This window comes from Clostridium sp. (assembly GCF_050717515.1).
Lineage (GTDB): Bacteria > Bacillota > Clostridia > Clostridiales > Clostridiaceae > Clostridium_AD.
In genome coordinates, this window is record NZ_JBOITL010000036.1 from 33206 (window position 1) to 53501 (window position 20296).

21 protein-coding genes and 1 other annotated feature are annotated in these 20296 nt (G+C 30.9%); of the genes, 2 read left to right on the forward strand and 19 right to left on the reverse strand.

Annotation, left to right across the window (positions count from 1 at the left end; translation table 11 throughout):
- Window positions 1-23 precede the first annotated feature (23 nt).
- Both ACREV6_RS19695 and ACREV6_RS19700 read left to right on the forward strand, forming a co-directional pair.
- A complete protein-coding gene (locus ACREV6_RS19695; protein WP_431579752.1) occupies window positions 24-434 on the forward strand; it encodes a hypothetical protein in 411 nt (136 codons plus the stop codon).
- Between the two features lie 18 nt (window positions 435-452).
- Window positions 453-1538: a tyrosine-type recombinase/integrase gene (locus ACREV6_RS19700; protein WP_431579753.1), complete on the forward strand. Its 1086-nt coding sequence runs from the start codon at window positions 453-455 to the stop codon at window positions 1536-1538.
- Window positions 1539-1694: 156 nt separating this feature from the next.
- Here ACREV6_RS19700 and ACREV6_RS19705 read toward each other — a convergent pair whose 3' ends face one another.
- The 19 genes from ACREV6_RS19705 to ACREV6_RS19795 form a co-directional block, all read right to left on the reverse strand.
- Entirely contained in the window at window positions 1695-3392 is a 1698-nt protein-coding gene (locus ACREV6_RS19705) for a penicillin-binding transpeptidase domain-containing protein (protein ID WP_431579754.1), read from the reverse strand.
- Between the two features lie 60 nt (window positions 3393-3452).
- Window positions 3453-4088, reverse strand: a complete 636-nt coding sequence (gene udk / locus ACREV6_RS19710) for a uridine kinase (protein WP_431579755.1) — start codon at window positions 4086-4088, stop codon at window positions 3453-3455.
- Window positions 4088-5311, reverse strand: a complete 1224-nt coding sequence (locus tag ACREV6_RS19715; protein ID WP_431579756.1) for a peptidase U32 family protein — start codon at window positions 5309-5311, stop codon at window positions 4088-4090. The genes udk and ACREV6_RS19715 overlap by 1 nt, the downstream gene beginning before the upstream one ends.
- Window positions 5312-5316: 5 nt before the next feature.
- Window positions 5317-5985 (reverse strand): O-methyltransferase, encoded by a 669-nt coding sequence (locus ACREV6_RS19720; protein ID WP_431579757.1) that lies wholly within the window; start codon window positions 5983-5985, stop codon window positions 5317-5319.
- Between the two features lie 93 nt (window positions 5986-6078).
- Window positions 6079-7077: an endolytic transglycosylase MltG gene (gene mltG, locus ACREV6_RS19725; RefSeq protein WP_431579758.1), complete on the reverse strand. Its 999-nt coding sequence runs from the start codon at window positions 7075-7077 to the stop codon at window positions 6079-6081.
- A gap of 21 nt (window positions 7078-7098) precedes the next feature.
- Window positions 7099-8922, reverse strand: coding sequence for a translational GTPase TypA (gene typA, locus ACREV6_RS19730; protein ID WP_431579759.1), 1824 nt, complete (start codon window positions 8920-8922; stop codon window positions 7099-7101).
- 248 nt (window positions 8923-9170) lie between these two features.
- Window positions 9171-9623, reverse strand: coding sequence for a Fur family transcriptional regulator (locus ACREV6_RS19735; RefSeq protein ID WP_431579760.1), 453 nt, complete (start codon window positions 9621-9623; stop codon window positions 9171-9173).
- A 163-nt stretch (window positions 9624-9786) separates the two neighbouring features.
- Window positions 9787-10044 carry a DUF1292 domain-containing protein gene (locus ACREV6_RS19740; RefSeq protein ID WP_431579761.1) on the reverse strand — a complete coding sequence of 86 codons (258 nt, stop codon included), beginning with the start codon at window positions 10042-10044 and terminating at the stop codon, window positions 9787-9789.
- A gap of 71 nt (window positions 10045-10115) precedes the next feature.
- Window positions 10116-10535, reverse strand: a complete 420-nt coding sequence (gene ruvX / locus ACREV6_RS19745; RefSeq protein WP_431579762.1) for a Holliday junction resolvase RuvX — start codon at window positions 10533-10535, stop codon at window positions 10116-10118.
- 76 nt (window positions 10536-10611) lie between these two features.
- Window positions 10612-10869, reverse strand: a complete 258-nt coding sequence (locus ACREV6_RS19750) for an IreB family regulatory phosphoprotein (RefSeq protein WP_125004709.1) — start codon at window positions 10867-10869, stop codon at window positions 10612-10614.
- 180 nt (window positions 10870-11049) lie between these two features.
- A complete protein-coding gene (alaS, locus tag ACREV6_RS19755) occupies window positions 11050-13695 on the reverse strand; it encodes an alanine--tRNA ligase (protein WP_431579763.1) in 2646 nt (881 codons plus the stop codon).
- A gap of 89 nt (window positions 13696-13784) precedes the next feature.
- Window positions 13785-13977, reverse strand: a binding site (T-box leader).
- 85 nt (window positions 13978-14062) lie between these two features.
- Complete coding sequence (locus ACREV6_RS19760) at window positions 14063-15091, reverse strand: AI-2E family transporter (RefSeq protein ID WP_431579764.1); 1029 nt, start codon at window positions 15089-15091, stop codon at window positions 14063-14065.
- Window positions 15078-15584 (reverse strand): PRC-barrel domain-containing protein, encoded by a 507-nt coding sequence (locus tag ACREV6_RS19765; protein ID WP_431579765.1) that lies wholly within the window; start codon window positions 15582-15584, stop codon window positions 15078-15080. The genes ACREV6_RS19760 and ACREV6_RS19765 overlap by 14 nt, the downstream gene beginning before the upstream one ends.
- 126 nt (window positions 15585-15710) lie before the next feature.
- Window positions 15711-16181, reverse strand: coding sequence for a hypothetical protein (locus ACREV6_RS19770; RefSeq protein ID WP_431579766.1), 471 nt, complete (start codon window positions 16179-16181; stop codon window positions 15711-15713).
- Between the two features lie 474 nt (window positions 16182-16655).
- Window positions 16656-17051 (reverse strand): Fe-S cluster assembly scaffold protein NifU, encoded by a 396-nt coding sequence (gene nifU, locus ACREV6_RS19775; RefSeq protein ID WP_503417275.1) that lies wholly within the window; start codon window positions 17049-17051, stop codon window positions 16656-16658.
- Between the two features lie 97 nt (window positions 17052-17148).
- Window positions 17149-18225 carry a tRNA 2-thiouridine(34) synthase MnmA gene (gene mnmA, locus ACREV6_RS19780; RefSeq protein ID WP_431579767.1) on the reverse strand — a complete coding sequence of 359 codons (1077 nt, stop codon included), beginning with the start codon at window positions 18223-18225 and terminating at the stop codon, window positions 17149-17151.
- Window positions 18226-18235: 10 nt separating this feature from the next.
- Entirely contained in the window at window positions 18236-18664 is a 429-nt protein-coding gene (nifU, locus tag ACREV6_RS19785; RefSeq protein WP_431579768.1) for a Fe-S cluster assembly scaffold protein NifU, read from the reverse strand.
- A 1-nt stretch (window position 18665) separates the two neighbouring features.
- Entirely contained in the window at window positions 18666-19850 is a 1185-nt protein-coding gene (gene nifS / locus ACREV6_RS19790; protein ID WP_431579769.1) for a cysteine desulfurase NifS, read from the reverse strand.
- Entirely contained in the window at window positions 19843-20283 is a 441-nt protein-coding gene (locus ACREV6_RS19795; protein WP_431579770.1) for an RrF2 family transcriptional regulator, read from the reverse strand. The genes nifS and ACREV6_RS19795 overlap by 8 nt, the downstream gene beginning before the upstream one ends.
- Window positions 20284-20296 lie beyond the last annotated feature (13 nt).

Consider the following 20296-nt stretch of genomic DNA (forward strand, 5'->3'; position numbering starts at 1 on the left):
TAGTAATTGAGGTGATTGTGTTGTTGACTATAGTTGATAGATTAAAAAAATTTAAAAATGAATTAGGCATAGAGAACAATAAAGATATGGCTACTCTATTAAAGATAGGTGAATCTTTCTACAGTAGTATTGAGAGTGGCAAGAAGCCAGTTTCTAAGAATGTGCTACAAAGATTGGTTGTATTATCTAAGCTTCCCGAAGAATACTGGAGATACGGAATAACGGATGAAACGGAACGTATAGAAAAGAGAGAAGAATTTAAATGCTCAAAAGATGCGTTCAAGCAATTAAGTGACATAGGATTGATAAAGGTTGGCAAAGAATTTAGTGATGGAGTTAAGGAGGTAATGCTTGCAGCTGCAATAGCAGATTATACTCACAAGCTTGAAAAGCAAGAACTTGAAAAGAAGGTCAATCCCGACACAATTAAATAATATGAAAGGAGTGATAAAATGCAAAATAATATTACATATAGAGAAAAGGACAAGGGAATCCAGTTCATCATCTCTTATAAAGACGCTACCGGAAAATGGAAACAGAAAAGTAAACAAGGATTTAAAAGCAAAAAAGAAGCTAAAGCTGCAGCTGATGAAACTTTAGATAAATTAAAAAAAGAAGTTATAGAATATGAGGATCTTAATGAAGAATACAAAGGAATAACTTTTGCTGAATTTAAAGATATGTATTTAGAACATGAGAAACTCTATAGAGAAGAAAACACGATTGAGATTAAACAATATGCTTTTAAAAAGTTTAAAACTTTAAACAAATTAAAACTTGAAGATATAAAAAATATACATATACAGAAATGTATTGATACGATGGTAAAGGATGAATTGAGCTTACAAACAATAAAAAACTATCTAAGTATGCTAAAAGCTTTGTTCAATTCGGCGATTGATGAATTTAGCGTTTTAAAGATTAGTCCCGTTAGAAAAATTAAATTGCCAGAGTTGAAAGTTAAAACAGAGAAGAGAGCTCTAACCAAAAGTGAATTTGAAGACCTTATTTCTAAGATTGAGAATTATAAATTATATGTTATTACTTTAATTGCTGGTAGTTGCGGTTTACGTATAGGTGAAATTCTTGGGCTGACGTTGTCTGATTTTGACGATATTAATATGACACTTACAATAAGACAACAATTTAAAAGAGTGGGCTTAAAAGCTAAGCATGGAGTAGGTACACTCAAAACTGCAAATTCTTATAGACAAGTACCCATATCAGCAAAAATGTGCGAAGCATTATTAAAATACATAGATAAATACCCAAAAAACATTGATGGTAGAATATTTAATCTTACCAATACAAGTTCTTTGGGTTCTAGGTTATCTTCTTTATATAATTCGCTTGGCTATGATATTAGCATACACGAATTAAGGCATACTTATGCCACCTTATTAGTAAGTAATAACAGAGACTTAAAGACGGTAGCTAAACTAATGGGTCATTCAGTAGAACAAACTATAAAAACTTATAGCCATGTAACTGACGAAATGATGGAAAAAGCTGCTCAAACTATACGTGATATTTTCTAGTTTATTTTTTTATAAATAATTTTTGACGTTTTTTTGACGAATCATATAAAAGTGTTGGTATTGCAAGGGCTATCCTCCTAATAGTGCTTATTAATATAATATGATTTATTTTATTAATATTGCCTGTACATTAAAATATTTATTTTAAAAGATGATTTAATCTATAGCTTTAAGTGCATTAACTACTTCTTTAAATATTGGTGCGGCAGTATCTCCACCGCCTTGACTATTTAGACCTTCTTCTTTACTTAGCTCTATGTGTTCCACAAATACAACCATAGAATAACTTTTACCCCGCAAATTGAAAAAGCCTACAAACCATCCATCAGAATACTCTTTGCCATTTACATAATACTCAGTAGTGCCTGTTTTTCCACCTATACTCATATCTTTAATGTAAGCCTCAGTTCCTGTACCTTTCTTTACTACATTCATCATATGAAGTTTCACGGTTTCTGCAGTTTCTCTTTTTAATACCCGGGTAGTTTCGGAGGTGAATTCCTCTATAATTTGATTATTGTCATTTACATATGCATCTATTATGCTTGGCTGAACATATATTCCATTGTTTATGATAGTATTAGGAATACTAATGGCTTCTAAAGGTGTTATTCTAGTCTTCTGACCAATAGCGGTGTGACTTTTTTCACCAGGGTCACTAGTTGATACGTCCACCCCAAAGGTGCCAATATCCTCTTGCTGAAAATTTAATACTTTACGAAATAGCCCTTGTTTTTCTGCATAATTATACATATTTTTAAGGCCTACCCTCCGACCTATTTGGGCGAATGTATTATTAGAAGAATATGTTAGTGCCTCTCCAAGTGTATATTGTTTTATTAATGTCTCATGAGCCTTTGGGAAATAAGTTCGATTCAGTGGAAATATTTCATTTTTGTCTATTAAATTCATATCCAGCCCAGCTTCTTCCACAACCACTTTAAAAATCGATCCTGGAAAAGCACCATTAGTAGTCGGAATTCCTAAATTTGCATTATAGGTACTATCATCTTTTTGTGCCATCGCTCTTATTTTTCCATTTTTACTCTCCATTAATATAATACCAATTTGGTCATACTTTTTGTATTTATCCGAATGAAGAATATCTAAAGCGCTATCCTGGATTTCTTTATCTAAGGTAAGTCTCACATTAACATTGTTTTCTGGTTCAATAATTTTGCCTTCAGAAATTTCACCATCAATGCCTTTAACAAACTTAATTTTTGTAAATTCATTATTTTTAGTTTTATTATATATTTGCATTTCTATAGAGCTATCGCTTTTAAATATGGGATCTTTAACGCCCTCTTTATAATATTTTGGATTTGAGATTAAATTTTCGATTTTCCATACCCGCCCAGCCATGACATCATTAGCTGCATAAATATAAAAACCTTTTACCGATTTAATATCCTTGAGCTTATCATAAGTATCTGAGTCAATTTTATATCTTATTTTCTGACCATTACCACTACTTTTTATCTTTTCTAAATCATAGTCGCTATTAAAACTTCTTAAAGTAATAGCTAAAGCTTGCAAGTCGTATTTGCTAGTATACTCATTAAATCTTAAATAATCAACTGGATCAATAATTGCATAATAATTTATAGCATAATCTAAAAGAGGCATACCTTTACAGTCAGTTAAACTATATTGTGAACCGTACTTTTCCTCTATTGTATATTGAGCATTAGCCATAGTTTTTAGTGGTTCAGCTTTAAAATACATGTAATTTGTTATTTTCCAAATAAAAAAACAAAATAGTAAGATAAATACACTCATTATTGTCCAAGTTCTTTTTTGAACTTCTTTTCTTTGGTTTGAACTACCAAATATACTATTTCTTCTATACATAAAAACACCTCACTTAGCCTAATTCTAGCCTTAAATGAGATGTTTTATACTCAACAATTGTTATTTTTGTGTTTCTTGATTCTGAAGTGATTGCCTTATATTTGAAGTAATTATATCTATAGCTACCTTGTTATGTCCACCCTCTGGTATAATAATGTCCGCATGCCTTTTGGTAGGTTCAGTAAATTGTTCATGCATTGGTTTAACAACATTTAAATATTGATTTATAACAGATTCGGTTGTTCTACCTCGCTCATTAATATCCCTAACAAGCCTTCTTATAAATCTCACGTCTGCATCCGTATCTACATATATTTTAATATCCAGCATATCTCGAAGAACCTTTTCCGATAGCACAAGAATTCCTTCAACTATAATAATTTCCTTTGGCTGCACAGAAACTGTTTCATGCATTCTATTATGTATTTCAAAATTATATATAGGCTTTTCAATAGCCTGTCCTTCTAAAAGAAGATTAAGATGCTCCACTAGTAATGAAGTATCAAAAGCATCTGGATGATCATAGTTTGTTTTTATCCTTTCTTCAAAAGAAAGGTTACTTTGATCCTTATAATATGAATCTTGTTCAAGCATTGCAATACATGTGTCATCAAACTGTTTATAGATTTCTCTTGCAATGGTGCTTTTTCCTGATCCCGTTCCTCCAGTTATCCCTATTGAAATCGGACGATGCATTATTTTTCCTCCTTGCATTTTATGAGTATATCATTCTCATGAAGTTTTTCCAAAATATTTACAGTAAATAACATCTGAGCATTTGGAGCAGAAGCTATATTCTCTCCCTTAGAATTTCTCATATCATTAAGCACAATTATTACATTATCACCCACAGGTCTTAATACTTCAACAGTATCACCTTGGAATACCTTATTTCTTTGCTCTATTGATGCAATATTAGTTTCTTCATTATATTCGTGTACAACTCCAACAATATCATAATCTCTAATATATGAAGAGGATTCATATATTTGTTTGTTTGGATCTCCAAAATAAAATCCAGTATAATATTGTCTGTGGCTAGGTTTTAGAAGATTATCCATCCATTTTTGCTCAAATTTATAATTCAATGGATCCTCTATGTATGCATCCACAGCTTCTCTATAGGATTTGCATACAGAAGCAACATAATATGAGCTTTTCATTCTTCCTTCTATTTTAAAAGACATTATACCGGTTTCTACAAGTTCTGGTACATGTTCTATCATGCATAAGTCCTTTGAATTCATTATGTAAGTACCTTTATCATCTTCAATTACAGGGAAATATTCTCCATCTCTTTTTTCTTCCATTAAAAAATATTTATATCTACATGGCTGAGCGCATTGTCCCCTGTTAGCATCTCTACTTGTCATATAATTTGACAAGAGACATCTTCCAGAATAAGACATACACATAGATCCATGAACGAATGCTTCCAGTTCACAAGTATCCGGTAATTTTTCTCTAATTTCTTTAATTTCTTCTAATGATAATTCTCTTGCAAGAACAATTCTTTTTACCCCTTGCTTATGCCAAAAAATAGCTGATTTATAGTTCACATTATTAGATTGAGTACTTAGGTGAATTTCTAAATTTGGTACAACTTCTCTAGCTGTCATAATAATTCCTGGGTCAGACACAATTATAGCATCCGCTCCTAGTTCATATACTTCTTTTAGATAATCCTCCAGTCCTTGCAAATCCTCATTGTGAGGGATTACATTTAAAGTAACATATACCTTTTTTTCTCTAGAATGAGCGAAATCTATACCTTCTTTTAATTGTTCATTAGTAAAATTATCTGCAAAAGCTCTTAAATTTAATTTGCTTCCACCTAAGTAAACTGCATCTGCACCAAAATTTATAGCTGCTTTTAATTTTTCTAAATTACCTGCTGGTGCAAGTATTTCTGGTTTCATTGGTTTCATTCCTCCTTGCTACTCTCTGCACATTTTCTTACCGTAACTGAGATTCCATCTCCCATTGGTATTACAGAAGTTATAAGTTCATCATTATTAGATACTAATTCTAAATAGCTTTTCATACGTTTTATTATAGTCACTTTCCTACGTGTTGCAAGCTCTTTTGACGCAACCATTCCTCTAAAAAGAACATTATCAGCAATAAGAACTCCTTGTTTTTTTAGAAGCCTAAGGCAGTGCGGAAGAAAATGATTATAGTGTCCTTTACCAGCATCCATAAAAATCATATCATATTCACCCTTAAGATTTTCTAAAATTTCTAGGCAATCCCCTTGTAGAATAGTGATTTTATTTTGTAATCCATATTTTTCTATGTTAGCCTTTGCAAACTCTATCATTTTTTCATCTCTTTCAATAGTGGTAATCTCACTTAAACCACCAAGAGTTAGATTCATTAAAATTGCAGAATATCCTATTGCAGTACCCAGTTCCAATATCTTTTTAGGCCTATTCATAGTTATCATTAACTCTAAAAATTTAGCAGTTTCTTTTTGAACTATAGGAACTCTATTTTCTAGAGCAAAATTTTCTAAATCTTCTAAAATGCCAGTATTGCTCGGAATCAATTCTCTTAAATATTGTTCCATATAATCATGTGTTACGCCACTCATTTAATTTCCTCCAAAAATTGATTAAGGCACATGAAAATAAATAACAAGTCAAAGCTGTTAGTCTATTTATTTTCATGTGCCTAACACAGTTAACTAAAATCCTTGTGTTACAGCTTTAACTTTTAAGAACTCCTTATAGTCATCTGTAAAAAAATGTTTTCCATCATTATCTAAAACAAAGTATAAATAATTTGTTTTAGCAGGAGACAGAACTGCTTTAATAGATGCTTTTCCTGGGTTACAAATTGGTCCTACAGGAAGGCCTTCTACTTTGTATGTATTATAAGGCGACTTAACTTCTAAATCACTATTATATAGTTTTGCTTTATGTTTACCTAGTGAATACAAAACAGTTGCACAAGATTGTAGCTTAATATCTTTATCTAATCTATTATAAAAAACCGATGCTACCTTATTACGTTCAGTTGCATTACTAGTTTCTCTTTCAACAATTGATGCCAATATTATTATATCATCTAATTTTTTCATATCTATAGGCTTTTCTTTATTTAATTCATTTATAGTGCTGTAAAATTTGTCCACCATTAATTTTATTATTACTTTTCCGCTCATACCAGCTTTAAGCTCATAGGTAGCTGGAAAAAGAAAACCTTCCAAGTTAAAATTCCGGTTTTCTTTTTCAGGTATATAAGTTGGTAGCTTATAAGTTTTACAACTCTCTATAAATTTATCACTATTTATTACACCTTTTTCTTGTAGTACCTTTGCTATTTCATTTATATCAAAACCCTCGGGCACCGTTACTTTAATGATATCTTCCTCATTTCCTACAGTTGATAAAATAGCTATAAGCTCATTAACTGTAGCATCTTTTGGTATAAAGAACTTCCCTGTGTGTATATTGGATTTGACTCCATTTCTTTTGATATAAAACTTTATAATACTTGAGTTTTTTATAGCCCCATTTTGGTTTAAATCATCTAGTATACTATATAAAGTGTCTCCATCTTTAACATTAACATGGATTTCTTTGCTAGTTACAATAGGATGTTGTATTATTTTCTTATACTGAAAAATACTAGCTAATACACAAACTATTAAAACCCCAATTAATAGCCCCATCTTTTTCATTAAACCACCCCATATTTAAAACTATTTGTTTGATTTACTAGATGCTCTTTTTCTTTCTCCTGAGTCTAATAGTCTTTTTCTCATTCTAATGTTTAGAGGAGTAATTTCAACTAACTCATCTATAGCTACAAATTCTAAGCACTGCTCTAGTGACATAGGTTTTAGTGAAGTTAATTTTAGTGCATCATCTGCTCCTGAAGATCTAGTGTTTGTTAATTGTTTCTTTCTACATACATTTACTTCTATGTCTCCAGCTCTTGCACATTCCCCTGCAACCATTCCTGCATATACAGGTACTCCTGCTCCTATGAAAAGAGTTCCTCTTTCTTGTGCATTGTATAATCCGTAAGTTACTGATTCTCCGCCTTCAAATACAATTAGTGAACCTTTACTTCTATCTGGAATTTCTCCCCTATACTTATCGTAACCATCTAGAACGTGATTCATTATGCCATTACCCTTAGTATCAGTCATAAGTTCACTTCTAAATCCAATTAATCCTCTTGAAGGTACTTTGAACTCTAATCTAGTATATCCATTTATAGCAGAAGTCATATTAATCATCTCTGCTTTTCTAGGTCCCATTTTTTCCATTACTACGCCCATAAATTCTTCTGGCACGTCAATTGTAAGGTGCTCAATTGGCTCTGTTTTATGGCCATTTTCCTCTTTGTATATAACATTTGCTTTTGACACTTGGAATTCATATCCTTCACGTCTCATAGTTTCTATTAGAACTGAAAGATGAAGTTCTCCTCTTCCACTTACTTCAAAACCATCGTCAATTTCTTCTACTCTTAAACTAACATTAGTTTCAAGTTCTTTCATAAGTCTATCTCTTATGTGTCTTGATGTAACATAAGTTCCTTCTTGGCCTGCAAAAGGAGAATTATTAACCATGAAATTCATAGTTAGTGTAGGCTCATCAATTTCAACGAATGGAAGAGCTTCTGGTTCATTAATATCAGCTATTGTTTCTCCGATGTTAATATCTGGAATACCAGAAACTGCTACGATATCACCAAGCATTGCTTCTTCAGTTTCTTCTCTTTTAAGACCATTGTAAACAAAAAGGCTTGAAACTTTAACATTGTTTATTGTTCCATCTTTTCTTATAAGTGCTATTTGTTGATTTTTTTTGATTGATCCTCTTTCAATTTTTCCTATTCCAATTTTTCCAACATATTCATTATAATCAATAGTTGAAATAAGCAATTGAAGTGGCATATCTAAATATCCTTCTGGTGCTTTTACATTCTTTACTATAGAATCAAATAATGGTTCCATATTGTCACTTACATCATCAATTTCAAGTTTTGCAAATCCTTCTCTAGCAGAAGCATATACCACTGCAAAGTCTAATTGTTCATCATCTGCTCCAAGTTCAACAAATAGGTCAAAGACTTCATCAAGCACTTCTGTAGGACGACCATCTTTTCTATCAATCTTGTTTATAACAACGATAGGTTTAAGATTTAATTCTAATGCTTTTTTCAAAACAAATTTAGTTTGTGGCATAGGGCCTTCATATGCATCAACTACAAGAAGTACACTGTCAACCATCTTAAGTACTCGTTCTACTTCTCCACCGAAGTCAGCATGACCTGGAGTATCAACTATATTTATTTTAATTCCATTATGCATTACCGCTGTATTCTTAGAAAGAATTGTTATTCCTCTTTCTTTCTCTATATCGTTAGAGTCCATTACTCTCTCTTGTACTCTTTCATTTTCTCTAAAAACATGGCTTTGTTTAAGTAGACAATCCACGATAGTCGTCTTGCCGTGATCTACGTGCGCAATTATTGCTATATTTCTAACATCATTTCTTGTAAATAAATTCATATTAATCCTCCAATTTTTTTTTCGTAAGTTTACACATTTTGCACAAACAAAAATTGGATACGCCTTGAAGTATCCAATTTTCGCATTTACTATACTTATTTTAATATTATCTTGCAAAAAAGTCAACTAGTTCTATTATACATTATTACCAAAAGATAAGTCTACCCAATTGTATCATTTAAATTTTTATCTAAATAATACCATTTAACCCAAGTATTTCATCTAGTTAAAAGTTAAAACATTTTACATTATTTATCTAAACACTTATCACAAACACCATAAAATTTTAAACTATGATCTTCAACCTTAAAATTATATTTTTTTTCAACAATAGTTTCCAGTTCATCAAGCAAATCTCCCTGCACCTCTAATACTTTACCACAGCAATTGCATATTAAGTGATGGTGTTGATGGTTCTCATCTTCATGGATAAGCTCGTATCTACTACATCCATCATCTAAATCTAGCTTTCGAATTACATTCATTTCTTCTAAAAGTTGAATTGTTCTATAAACTGTAGCAAGACCTATTTCTGGGCAGTCAGATTTAACCAGGTCATATAGTTCTTCCGTAGTAAGATGGCTACCTTCACTCTTAATTATTCCATTTAAAATAGCTCTTCTCTGCGGAGTAAGCTTATATCCCTCTTTTTTTAAGGTTTCTTTTAAACTTTCAATTGTCTCTGGAGATAAATTTGACATATATGTACCCCTCTTCCACTAATATCATTTGGCCCAGCAAAATAAAATATATTTATTATAGTACTATAATACTATTTTAATACTTTATTGTGACATTGTCAATTGATAATCATTTAGTTCCAAGAAAACAGGCTAGTTCGTATAAATTTCTACTAGAAATCGGTTAGTCTTCTTCAGAAAAAAGTGTTTCGTAAGCTTCTGAAATCATTTCAAACTCTTCATCGTCTTCTATGGTTACTAAAATATCTTTACCCTCTGCATCCTTATCAATTCTTAATGCTATTGCATCAATATCCTCTTCGCCAGTTGGTGCAACTACAAGGTATTCTTTATCTTCAATGTCTAATTTAGTTAGTACATCAAATTCTATTTCATTTCCCTCTTCATCATTTAATAATATAGTTTCAACATTGTTATCCATTTTATTTTCTCCTTTCGATTATATAATTATTGATATTTTATTTTAATTGCATATTTTGCAATTAAATTATACTATAGACGAGTACCTAAACTATCTAAATATCCTTGTAAAATAAATGTAGCTGCAATTTTATCTACAATTTTTTTTCGTTTCGACCTAGATAAATCGCCCTCTAGCATTACTCTATTAGCAGCTACTGTAGTTAATCTCTCATCCCACATTTTTACTTCTAAATCCAAGGTTTCTTTGAGCGCATCACAAAAACGTTGAACCTTTTCACCTTGTGGTCCTATAGTTCCATTCATGTTTTTAGGAAGACCTGAAACAATGGTTTCTACATCATATTCCTTACATATTTTAGCAAGTTCTACAATATCTAAAACTATGCTTTTCCTTTTGATGGTTGTGATCCCTTGTGCTGTTAATCCTAGTGGATCACATACAGCTACTCCTATTGTTCTATCTCCAATATCTAAGCCCAATACTCTCATTCACATTCTCCTTTAATAATAGCTTAATTAATCTATTGCATTAATTTTTAAAAAACAAAATGCCCATATGGGCATTTTATTTTTTAATGTCTAGATAAGATTTCAAAACTTCTTCTAAGATTTCATCCCTCTCTAGCTTTCTTACTAACGCTCTTGCTCCATTGTAATTCGTTATATATGTGGGATCTCCTGAAATCAAATAACCTACCATTTGATTTACAGGGTTATATCCCTTTTTTATAAGTGAATTATATACGTCAGTCAAAATAGTTTTTGTTAAATCTTTTTTATCTTTTACAAAATCAAATTGGACTGTATTTTGATTAGTATCCATTCTATACACCCCTTTCCTTATCATAATCCAAATACTGTGAATCACACAATTAAAATATCAGAAAAAAGTTTTCTAATGGTGCACAGTTATTCAATTACAATAAGTTCCATAATTACATACTAACGATAATTAATTTACCTATTCTAATTATATTATAAAACAACTGTTGCAAAAAGTATACTATTTTACAAATGTTTCAACTATAAAAGGCACATTATTTATTGCTTCCTCTAATTTTCCTGGGAGCTTTCCACCTGCTTGAGCCATGTCGGGTCTACCACCGCCACCACCACCAGCAATTTTAGCAACTTCTTTAATTATTTTTCCACAGTGGATACCGCTATCTATAGCAGACTTAGATGCCATTGCAACAAATTCTACTTTATCATTCACAGAACTTCCCAGTACCACTATACCATCACCAAGTTTATCACGAAGCTTGTCAGCTAACTCTCTTAATGCATCACCATTTATACCCTTGACAACGCCACAAATAACTCTAACACCCTTAACGTCTTTAATATCATCTGAAATTTCATCTATTGAAGATGCAGCTAATTTTCCTTTTAGTGATAGTATTTCTTTTTCTTTGTCTTTTAATTCTGCCAATTGAATTTGCAATTTATTTGTTATGTCTTTTTCTGAGCATTTTAATGTACTAGCGATTTCTTTTATTAAGTTATTTTTTTCTTCTAAATATTTTATAGAATTACTACCTGTTATTGCTTCAATCCGTCTAACTCCAGCAGCTACTCCTGCTTCAGACAAAATTTTAAATAGTCCAATTTCTCCTGAGTTCCTTACATGAGTACCACCACAAAGTTCCTTGCTATATGCTCCCACAGATACAACTCTAACATCTTCTTGATACTTTTCATCAAATAAGGCTATGGCTCCACTTTCCTTAGCTTTCTTAATAGTCATGATATTAGTTTCTACCTTATATGATTGCATAATATTCTTATTTACAAGCTGTTCAACTTTAATTATTTCTTCTTCTGTTAATGCAGAAAAATGTGTAAAGTCGAATCTTAACCTATCTTCATCTACATAAGAACCCGATTGATGAACATGATCACCTAAAACTCTTTTTAATGCTTCTTGTAGCATATGAGTTGCAGTATGATTTCTACAAATTTCAGTTCGTCTTTCCTTGTCAACCCTTAGAGTTAATGATTCATCTGTTTTTAATGTTCCTTCTAGCATCAAGACAAAGTGTACAACTTTACCAGAAGCATTCTTTTGACAATCATAAACCTCAGCCTTAAAATTATCATTAAAGATTATTCCTCTGTCGAAAATTTGTCCTCCCATTTCAGCATAGAAAGGAGTAACTTCTGTTACAATAATACCTTTTGAACCCTTTGTTAGCTCTGCAACAACTTCTTCGCCATTAATTAAAATTTTAGCTACCGATTGCAACTCTGTTTTATCATATCCGTTAAATTTTGTTTCTATATTTTTAGGGATTAAATTTAATTGATTTTCTCCATTGCCCATATAATTTGAATGTCCTCTAGCCGACCTCGCTCTTTGTCTTTGACTTTGCATTTCACTGTTAAAACCTTCTAAATCAATTCCTATTCCCGCATCTTCTAGTATTTCTTCTGTAAGCTCATATGGAAAACCAAAGGTATCGTATAATTTAAAAGCTTTATCTCCACTTAGAATTTTGTTGTTATTGCTTTCAAGTTCTTCTATATAAGTTTTCAAAATATCCATACCAGAATCTAAAGTTTCTGAAAATCTTTCCTCTTCAAGTTTTATAACCTTTTTAATATAACCTGCTTTTTCTTTTAATTCAGGATATGCTTTAAAGGAAGTTTCAATAACAATATTACAAAGTTTATTTAAAAAAGCATTTTTAATTCCAAGTAATTTACCATGTCTTGCTGCCCGCCTAATTAGTCTCCTAAGAACATAACCTCTTCCTTCATTAGATGGAAGTACCCCGTCACTTATCATAAATGTTGTGCTTCTAACATGGTCTGTTATAATTCGGAGTGATATATCCTCCGTGCGAGTTTCCCCATATTTTACTTTTGATAACCTTGAAACTTCTTCTAAAATATTGTTTATAGTATCTACTTCAAAGATACTTTTTGTGCCCTGCATTGTAGCAGCTATTCTTTCAAGACCCATACCTGTATCTATATTAGGATTCTTTAATTTGTTATAGTTACCCTGTTCATCCTTGTCAAATTGTGTGAATACTAAATTCCATAATTCTACTACTCTATCTTCATTTCCTGCTTTTATAAACTCTTCTACAGTTTTTATTTGCCCGAGTTCTACATTTCTATCATAGTGTATTTCTGAACTTGGGCCACAAGGCCCCTCACCTATTTCCCAGAAGTTATCTTCTTTTCCTAATCTAAAAATACGCGTCGGATCAACATCTGTATTTTTACTCCATATATCAAAAGCCTCATCATCCTCTAAATATATAGTTACATATAAATTTTCTTTTGGTATGTTTAAAACATCAGTCATATATTCCCAAGCCCACGGGATAATTTCTTTCTTGAAATAATCTCCAAAAGAAAAATTTCCTAGCATTTCAAAAAAAGTACCATGTCTTGAGGTCTTTCCTACATTCTCAATATCTCCTGTTCTAATACATTTTTGACAATTAGTTATTCTTGTGCTAGGTGGTGTTTGTATTCCTGTGAAATATGGTTTAAGCGGTTGCATACCTGCATTTACAAGTAATAGACTAGCATCATTCTTAGGTACTAGAGGAAAACTCTCTAGTCTAAGGTGCTCTTTACCTTCAAAAAATTTGAGAAAGGATTCTCTAATTTCATTTAGTCCTAATTTTTCCATAATATCTCCTCCGTTTATTAATTATATTTTGTTGTAAAATTTAAAAGCTTATAATTTTCTATAATAAAAAAAAACTTTACTCCCCTAAAACAAGGGACGAAAGTTTTCCGCGTTACCACCCTAATTATACCGCTATATAATTAATAACAATTAATTACACTGCAATATCTCTCAAGAAAAACGGTTCAAAGACAGCTTCAATATATCTAACAAGAAGTTTTCACCATCCACTTCCTCTCTAAATGCAAAAATATATTTACTAGTTCTTATCATTACCAAGTATTAAATTATACAACTACATTATAGCATATTTTACCTTAACACATCAATATATACTATATATAAAAAAATAATATATTTATAATTTTTAAAATAAATAATAGTTTAGGTCCTCGTATATAACTTTAATCACTACTCCTAGTGGTACTGCAAGTATCATGCCTAAAATTCCGCCAACTTTACCGCCTAAAATTAATAATAATATTACTGTTAAGGGATGCATACTTATACTTTCTCCAATTATTTTTGGAGACAATATATTCCCTTCAATTTGTTGAAGTACAAATAGCCACAATGCTGTATATAACGCTATTTTAGGTGAATCAAGTAGCCCTATTAAAATTGCAGGAATTACGCCAAATATAGGTCCAAAATAAGGTATTATATTAAAAATTCCATTTATTAATGAAAGTATAAGTGGAAAATCAACTTTCATAAATATTAAAATGAAAAAAGTAGCAATGCTTATAATCCCACATAAAATAAGTTGACTTATAATATATCTTCCCAATACTTTATCAATATCCTCTATGATTTTTTTTATTATGTTTCTGCTTTCAGGAGGAAAGACTATCAATGTCTTATTTATCATATTTTCACTATCACATAAAAAATAATAAATTATTAGAGGCGAAACCATATAAGTGATTATATTCTCACCAAGCCCCATTATAGACTCAAATATATTATCAAATATTACAAGTATTTGAGCATTTAATTTGTGGTATATGGTATTCATAACACTACTCATGAACTTGTTAGTGCTTAATATTTTAAATTTCATATTTGCATTGGTCAAATAATTTTCTAAATCATATATCGCCTTATTTATGTTTAAACCTTCTCTAAATATTGATGGAATTAACACTATAAAGGTTAAAAATATTAAACCTATTAGTGCCACTATTATTAGCGAAGACGCTACTTTTTTATTTACACCTTTCCCAATTAAAACCATATACAGTGGTTTTAGTATATATGCCACAATAAAGGAAATGAACACCAAATTTACTAATTGTTTAATTATAGGTATTCTTATTGCAATAATGAATATCACTACAAAAATAATAATACTTATAATAGTCATAGCTAATTTTTTTTTACTAATTTTCTTCATGTGCTTTACCCTCTATAAAGAAGTTATGTGGCATACTTTTCAAAAAAGAATTATGGCAATTTGGAAGGTATAAAATATTCTCTTCTCCAAGTATTAATTCATTTATTAGTATTATCATCTTCCCTCTAAGTAAATTTGTAATAAATCCAGAAGAGACTATAATTCCTTTAATTTCAAAAGTATCATATGCAAAAGTAATATCTTCAACCATACCAAATACATTTCTACATTTATCTATAACATCCATATTAACAAAGCTATGCAAAGGTAGATATTTATTTCTCTCAATCTTTTTCACTACCATATGTTTATTAAAATATATAATGTCTTCCCTTAATACACTTACGTTTTTATGGAAAAGTTTATAAGGAGATACTTCAAATCCAATTACCTTACCCCTATTAAAATCGATTAAAAGATCTTTGATAAATCCTATTTTCTTACCCTTCACACTGACAACGTCCATAAATATAAAATCTTTACTTTTAAACATAATATCTCCTAAATGAAAATAACTTAATTATTTTTAGTTATAGTTATGTTTTCCAATCAGTATAAAAATTATTACATAAACTAAAGATATTTGTTAAAAATAAGTATTTTGTTATTTCACATTAAATTACTCACAAATTTTCAAAGCAAAATCATAGACTTTTTTAGCTACTTCATCAGGCTCTTCAACACTTGTATCAACAAACAGCTTTACATCTATGTTTTTCCAATCCATTAGCTGTCGTTCTATCATTTTTTCTACTGGTTTTGGTATATTTCCTTTCATTCTTTTGGAAAATCTTGATTTAATGATTTCTAAGCTAGCTGTGAATTTTATTGTAACGGCATTCTCAAGAGATTGAATTTTTGACACATCATTCTTTTCTGAGATAATATAAACAATTGATTGAGAATTTAAATCTTTATTATTTGAAGCTTCCTTTAATTTTTCATTGAAAATTTCCCAGGCCTCATATTCATTTTTCACTATACGCAAATAATCTTTGCCAGTATAAATTTGTACATTAATAAGTTTTTTTAACTCTTCTGCCGCAGATGATTTACCTGAGCAACTTGGTCCCATAAATATATATAACATAAATACTGCCTCCTAAAATATTTAATACTATTTTTAAATTCACAAGGATGAATAATTTTCAGCGAACAGAAGTTGTTCGCTGTTGTTTAAATATTCAATAAGTTACATTTTATTCCTAGCTCCAATTATAACATTATTCCAATATATTGTATATTGTTTTGCAAATACTAGTTTTTTTTGCTTTAAAATCAGTTTTTTTGTATTCTTCTAGGACAGATACCAATTCACCACTGTTATCCTCCCACTTATAAACATAAGAGACTTTCCTTTTTATGACGTTCATCAACTTCCACTTAAAAAAATTGATGTTATACATAGTAAATTTAATTCTATGAGTTATATGAAAAAAATTAGGTAAGCAATATATCTATGTTAAGTATTTGAATGATTATTAATATACTTTATAAATGAATAAAGATGCAGTTGCATATGAGTGTATGGTTAACTATTTTTTCTTAGCCTTATTAAATATATTTATTTTAAATCATCTTTCCAAAGTTCAAGATTTTGTAACCCTCTATAATTATTTATTGCATTATGTATAGTTTGTTCTGCCAGCACTGAGCAATGCACTTTTGATGAGGGTAATCCTTCCAGTGCTTCAATAACTGATTTATTGGTTAGTTTCCATGCCTCTTCTGTGGTTTTGCCCTTTACAAGTTCTGTGGCAATGCTAGAAGACGCTATTGCAGATCCGCAACCAAAAGCCTTAAACTTAACACTCTTTATTATATTGTTTTCAACTTTTATATATATTTTCATTATATCCCCACAATTAGGATCTCCTGCCTCTCCAATACCGTTAGCATCACCTAATATTCCCACATTTCTTGGACTATAAAAATGCTCCATAACCTTATCACTATACATCATAATTATTCTCCTTTTCCACATATAAATACAGAGGGACACCTAGCTTTTTAGCTAGATATCCCTCTGCTTAAATTATCTACCAAAGTAGCTTTACTTATAAAACTTCCTCTATTATACCTCCACCAACTACTAGGTTTTCCGAATAAAAAACTACTGATTGTCCTTTGGTTATAGCTCTTTGCTTATCATCAAAAACAAGTTTTACCCTGTTGTTTTCTAATGGAATTAAAGTAGCAAGTTGTGGCTTTGCAGAATATCTAATCTTAGCTGTAACTCTTAAACTAGCCTTAAGTTTATCAAATAAAATGAAATTTAAATCTTTTGCTATAAGCTCAGTTTTAAAAATATCTTCTTCGTCACCTAAAACCACTCCGTTAGTTAGTGGATTAATATCAGTAACAAAAACAGGTTTCCCTAATGCTATACCTAGCCCTTTTCGCTGACCTATAGTATAGTACACGATTCCTTTGTGTTTTCCTAAAACTTTTCCATTCTTATCAACAAAGTTACCTGATTTTATTTCCCTACCACTATACTTTTTAATATAAGCCCCATGGTCATTATCAGGTATAAAACAAATTTCTTGGCTATCTTTTTTTCTGAAAACTTCTAATCCTATTTTCTCTGCAATATTGCGTATTTCTGGCTTTGAATAGTCTCCACAAGGCATTAAAGTATGGCTTAATTGATATTGAGTTAAACTATACAAAGCGTAAGTTTGGTCTTTTTTATTATCATCAGCTTTTTTAAGCACATATCTTTCTTCTTGTTTTTCTATTTTAGCATAGTGACCTGTAGCTATATAATCAGCTCCAAGAGCCTCAGCTTTTCTTAAAAATTCTTTGAATTTAATATCCTTATTACACACAATACATGGGTTAGGCGTTCTGCCTTCCATATATTCATCAATAAAGTTATCAATAACATTTGTTTTAAAAGCATCCTTAAAATTCATAACATAAAAGGGTATATCTAATACATCTGCAACACGCCTTGCATCATTTGCAGCAGAAATAGAACAACATCCACCTTCATTTTCTTCATAATCAGGATTATCCTCAGAGAGCTTCATCATAATTCCTATAACTTCATAGCCTTGCTCTTTCAAAAGATATGCAGCTACAGAGCTATCTACTCCTCCGCTCATTCCAATAACTACTTTTTTTTTCATAAAATATCCCCTATTCTCCGTGCACCTCGGCATGTATATCATCGTGTTCTGTGTAATCCCATACTTCAAGTCCAGCTTTGCTTCTATAATCATTAATTGCTTTGTGAATAGCTTCTTCAGCAAGGACTGAGCAATGCATTTTTATTGGTGGAAGTCCGTCTAGAGCTTCAGCTACAGCTTGATTTGTTAATGTCCATGCGTCATCTACAGATTTACCCTTAATAAGTTCAGTCGCCATACTTGAAGATGCTATAGCAGACCCACAACCAAAAGTTTTAAACTTTGCATCTACCACTATATTCTTTTCTACTTTTAAATAAACCTTCATAATATCTCCACATTTAGCGTTGCCAACTTCACCAATTCCATCAGCATTTAGAATTTCTCCTACATTTCTTGGATTTGTAAAATGATCCATAACTTTTTCACTGTATATCATATTATTTTTCCCCCTTCTTTAAGTAGTCATCGTATAATGGTGACATATCTCTTAATCTTTGAATAATTCCTGGCACTGTTTTTAACACAAAATCTACTTCTTCTTCAGTAGTTTCATCACCTAAAGATAATCTTAGAGATCCATGAGCTATTTCATGCTCCAGGCCTATTGCTAGTAAAACGTGAGATGGATCTAAAGACCCAGATGTACAGGCACTTCCGCTAGAACCTGCTATACCATTGGCATCTAACATAAGTAGTATAGATTCGCCTTCTATAAACCTAAAACATACATTTGAATTACCGGGAAGTCTATTTTCTCCTCTTGGCCCATTTAATCTTGTATATGGTATTTCTAATAATCCATTCATAAGTTTATCTCTTAAATAAACCATCTTTTTATTGTTTTCTTCCATGTTTTGAGTTGCTATTTCAATAGCTTTACCAAAACCTACTATGCCAGCCACATTTTCAGTGCCGGCTCTTCTATTTCTTTCTTGTCCACCACCATGTATTAAATTATCTATTTTAATACCTTTTTTTACATATAATGCTCCAACACCCTTAGGACCATAAAATTTATGAGCAGCTATTGATAATAAATCTATGTTCATTTCTTTTACATCTACTGGAATATGACCTACCGCTTGAACTGCATCTGTATGAAAAAGTATTTTCTTACTTCTGCATAATGCGCCTATTTCTTTTATTGGCTCTATTGTTCCAATTTCATTGTTAGCAAACATTACTGATACTAGGATAGTTTTATCTGTAATAGCGCTTTCCAAATCCTTAATATTAATAAGACCATATTCATCTACTGGTAAATATGTAATATCATATCCGTTTTTAGCTAAATATTCACAAGTATGTAATACAGCATGATGTTCAATTGTTGTTGTTATTATATGATTTCCCTTTTGCTTACACGCAGAAGCTATTCCCTTTATTGCCCAATTATCTGCTTCTGAGCCTCCACCAGTAAAGAAAATTTCATTTTCATTAGCATTTATAGCTTTTGCAATCTTATCTCTTGCAACATCAATGGCTTTTTTAGTTTCTCTTGCTAGAGTATAAATTGATGATGGATTTCCAAAGTATGTTGTGAAATAAGGAATCATCGCATCTAAAACTTCCGGTTTAGTATAAGTGGTTGCAGCATGGTCCATGTAAATTGATTTATTCATTATCTTTCACTCCTTTATTTAATGTTATTTCATTATAATCATCAACAATATCTTGCAGCGTTATTGAAGTAGTCACGCTATCTATACTGTTTTTTATTTTTTTCCATAATAATCTGGTAGCACAACAATCAATATTATTGCAGGAGCCTTCTTCAAGACAATCCGAGATTTCAATTGGTCCTTCAAGTACATTAATAACATCATATATAGTTATTTCCTCTGGGGCTCTATTCAGTATATACCCACCTTGAGCTCCCCTTACACTTTTAATAAGTTTGGCTTTTCTAAGAGAAGAAAATAATTGCTCTAAATAATATTCAGAAATACTTTGTCTTTCGGATATACTTTTTATAGATATAGGTTGTTCTCCATAATTTATAGCTAAATCTACCATAGCTTTAACACCATATCTTCCCTTAGTAGATAATTTCATATAATCACTCCTT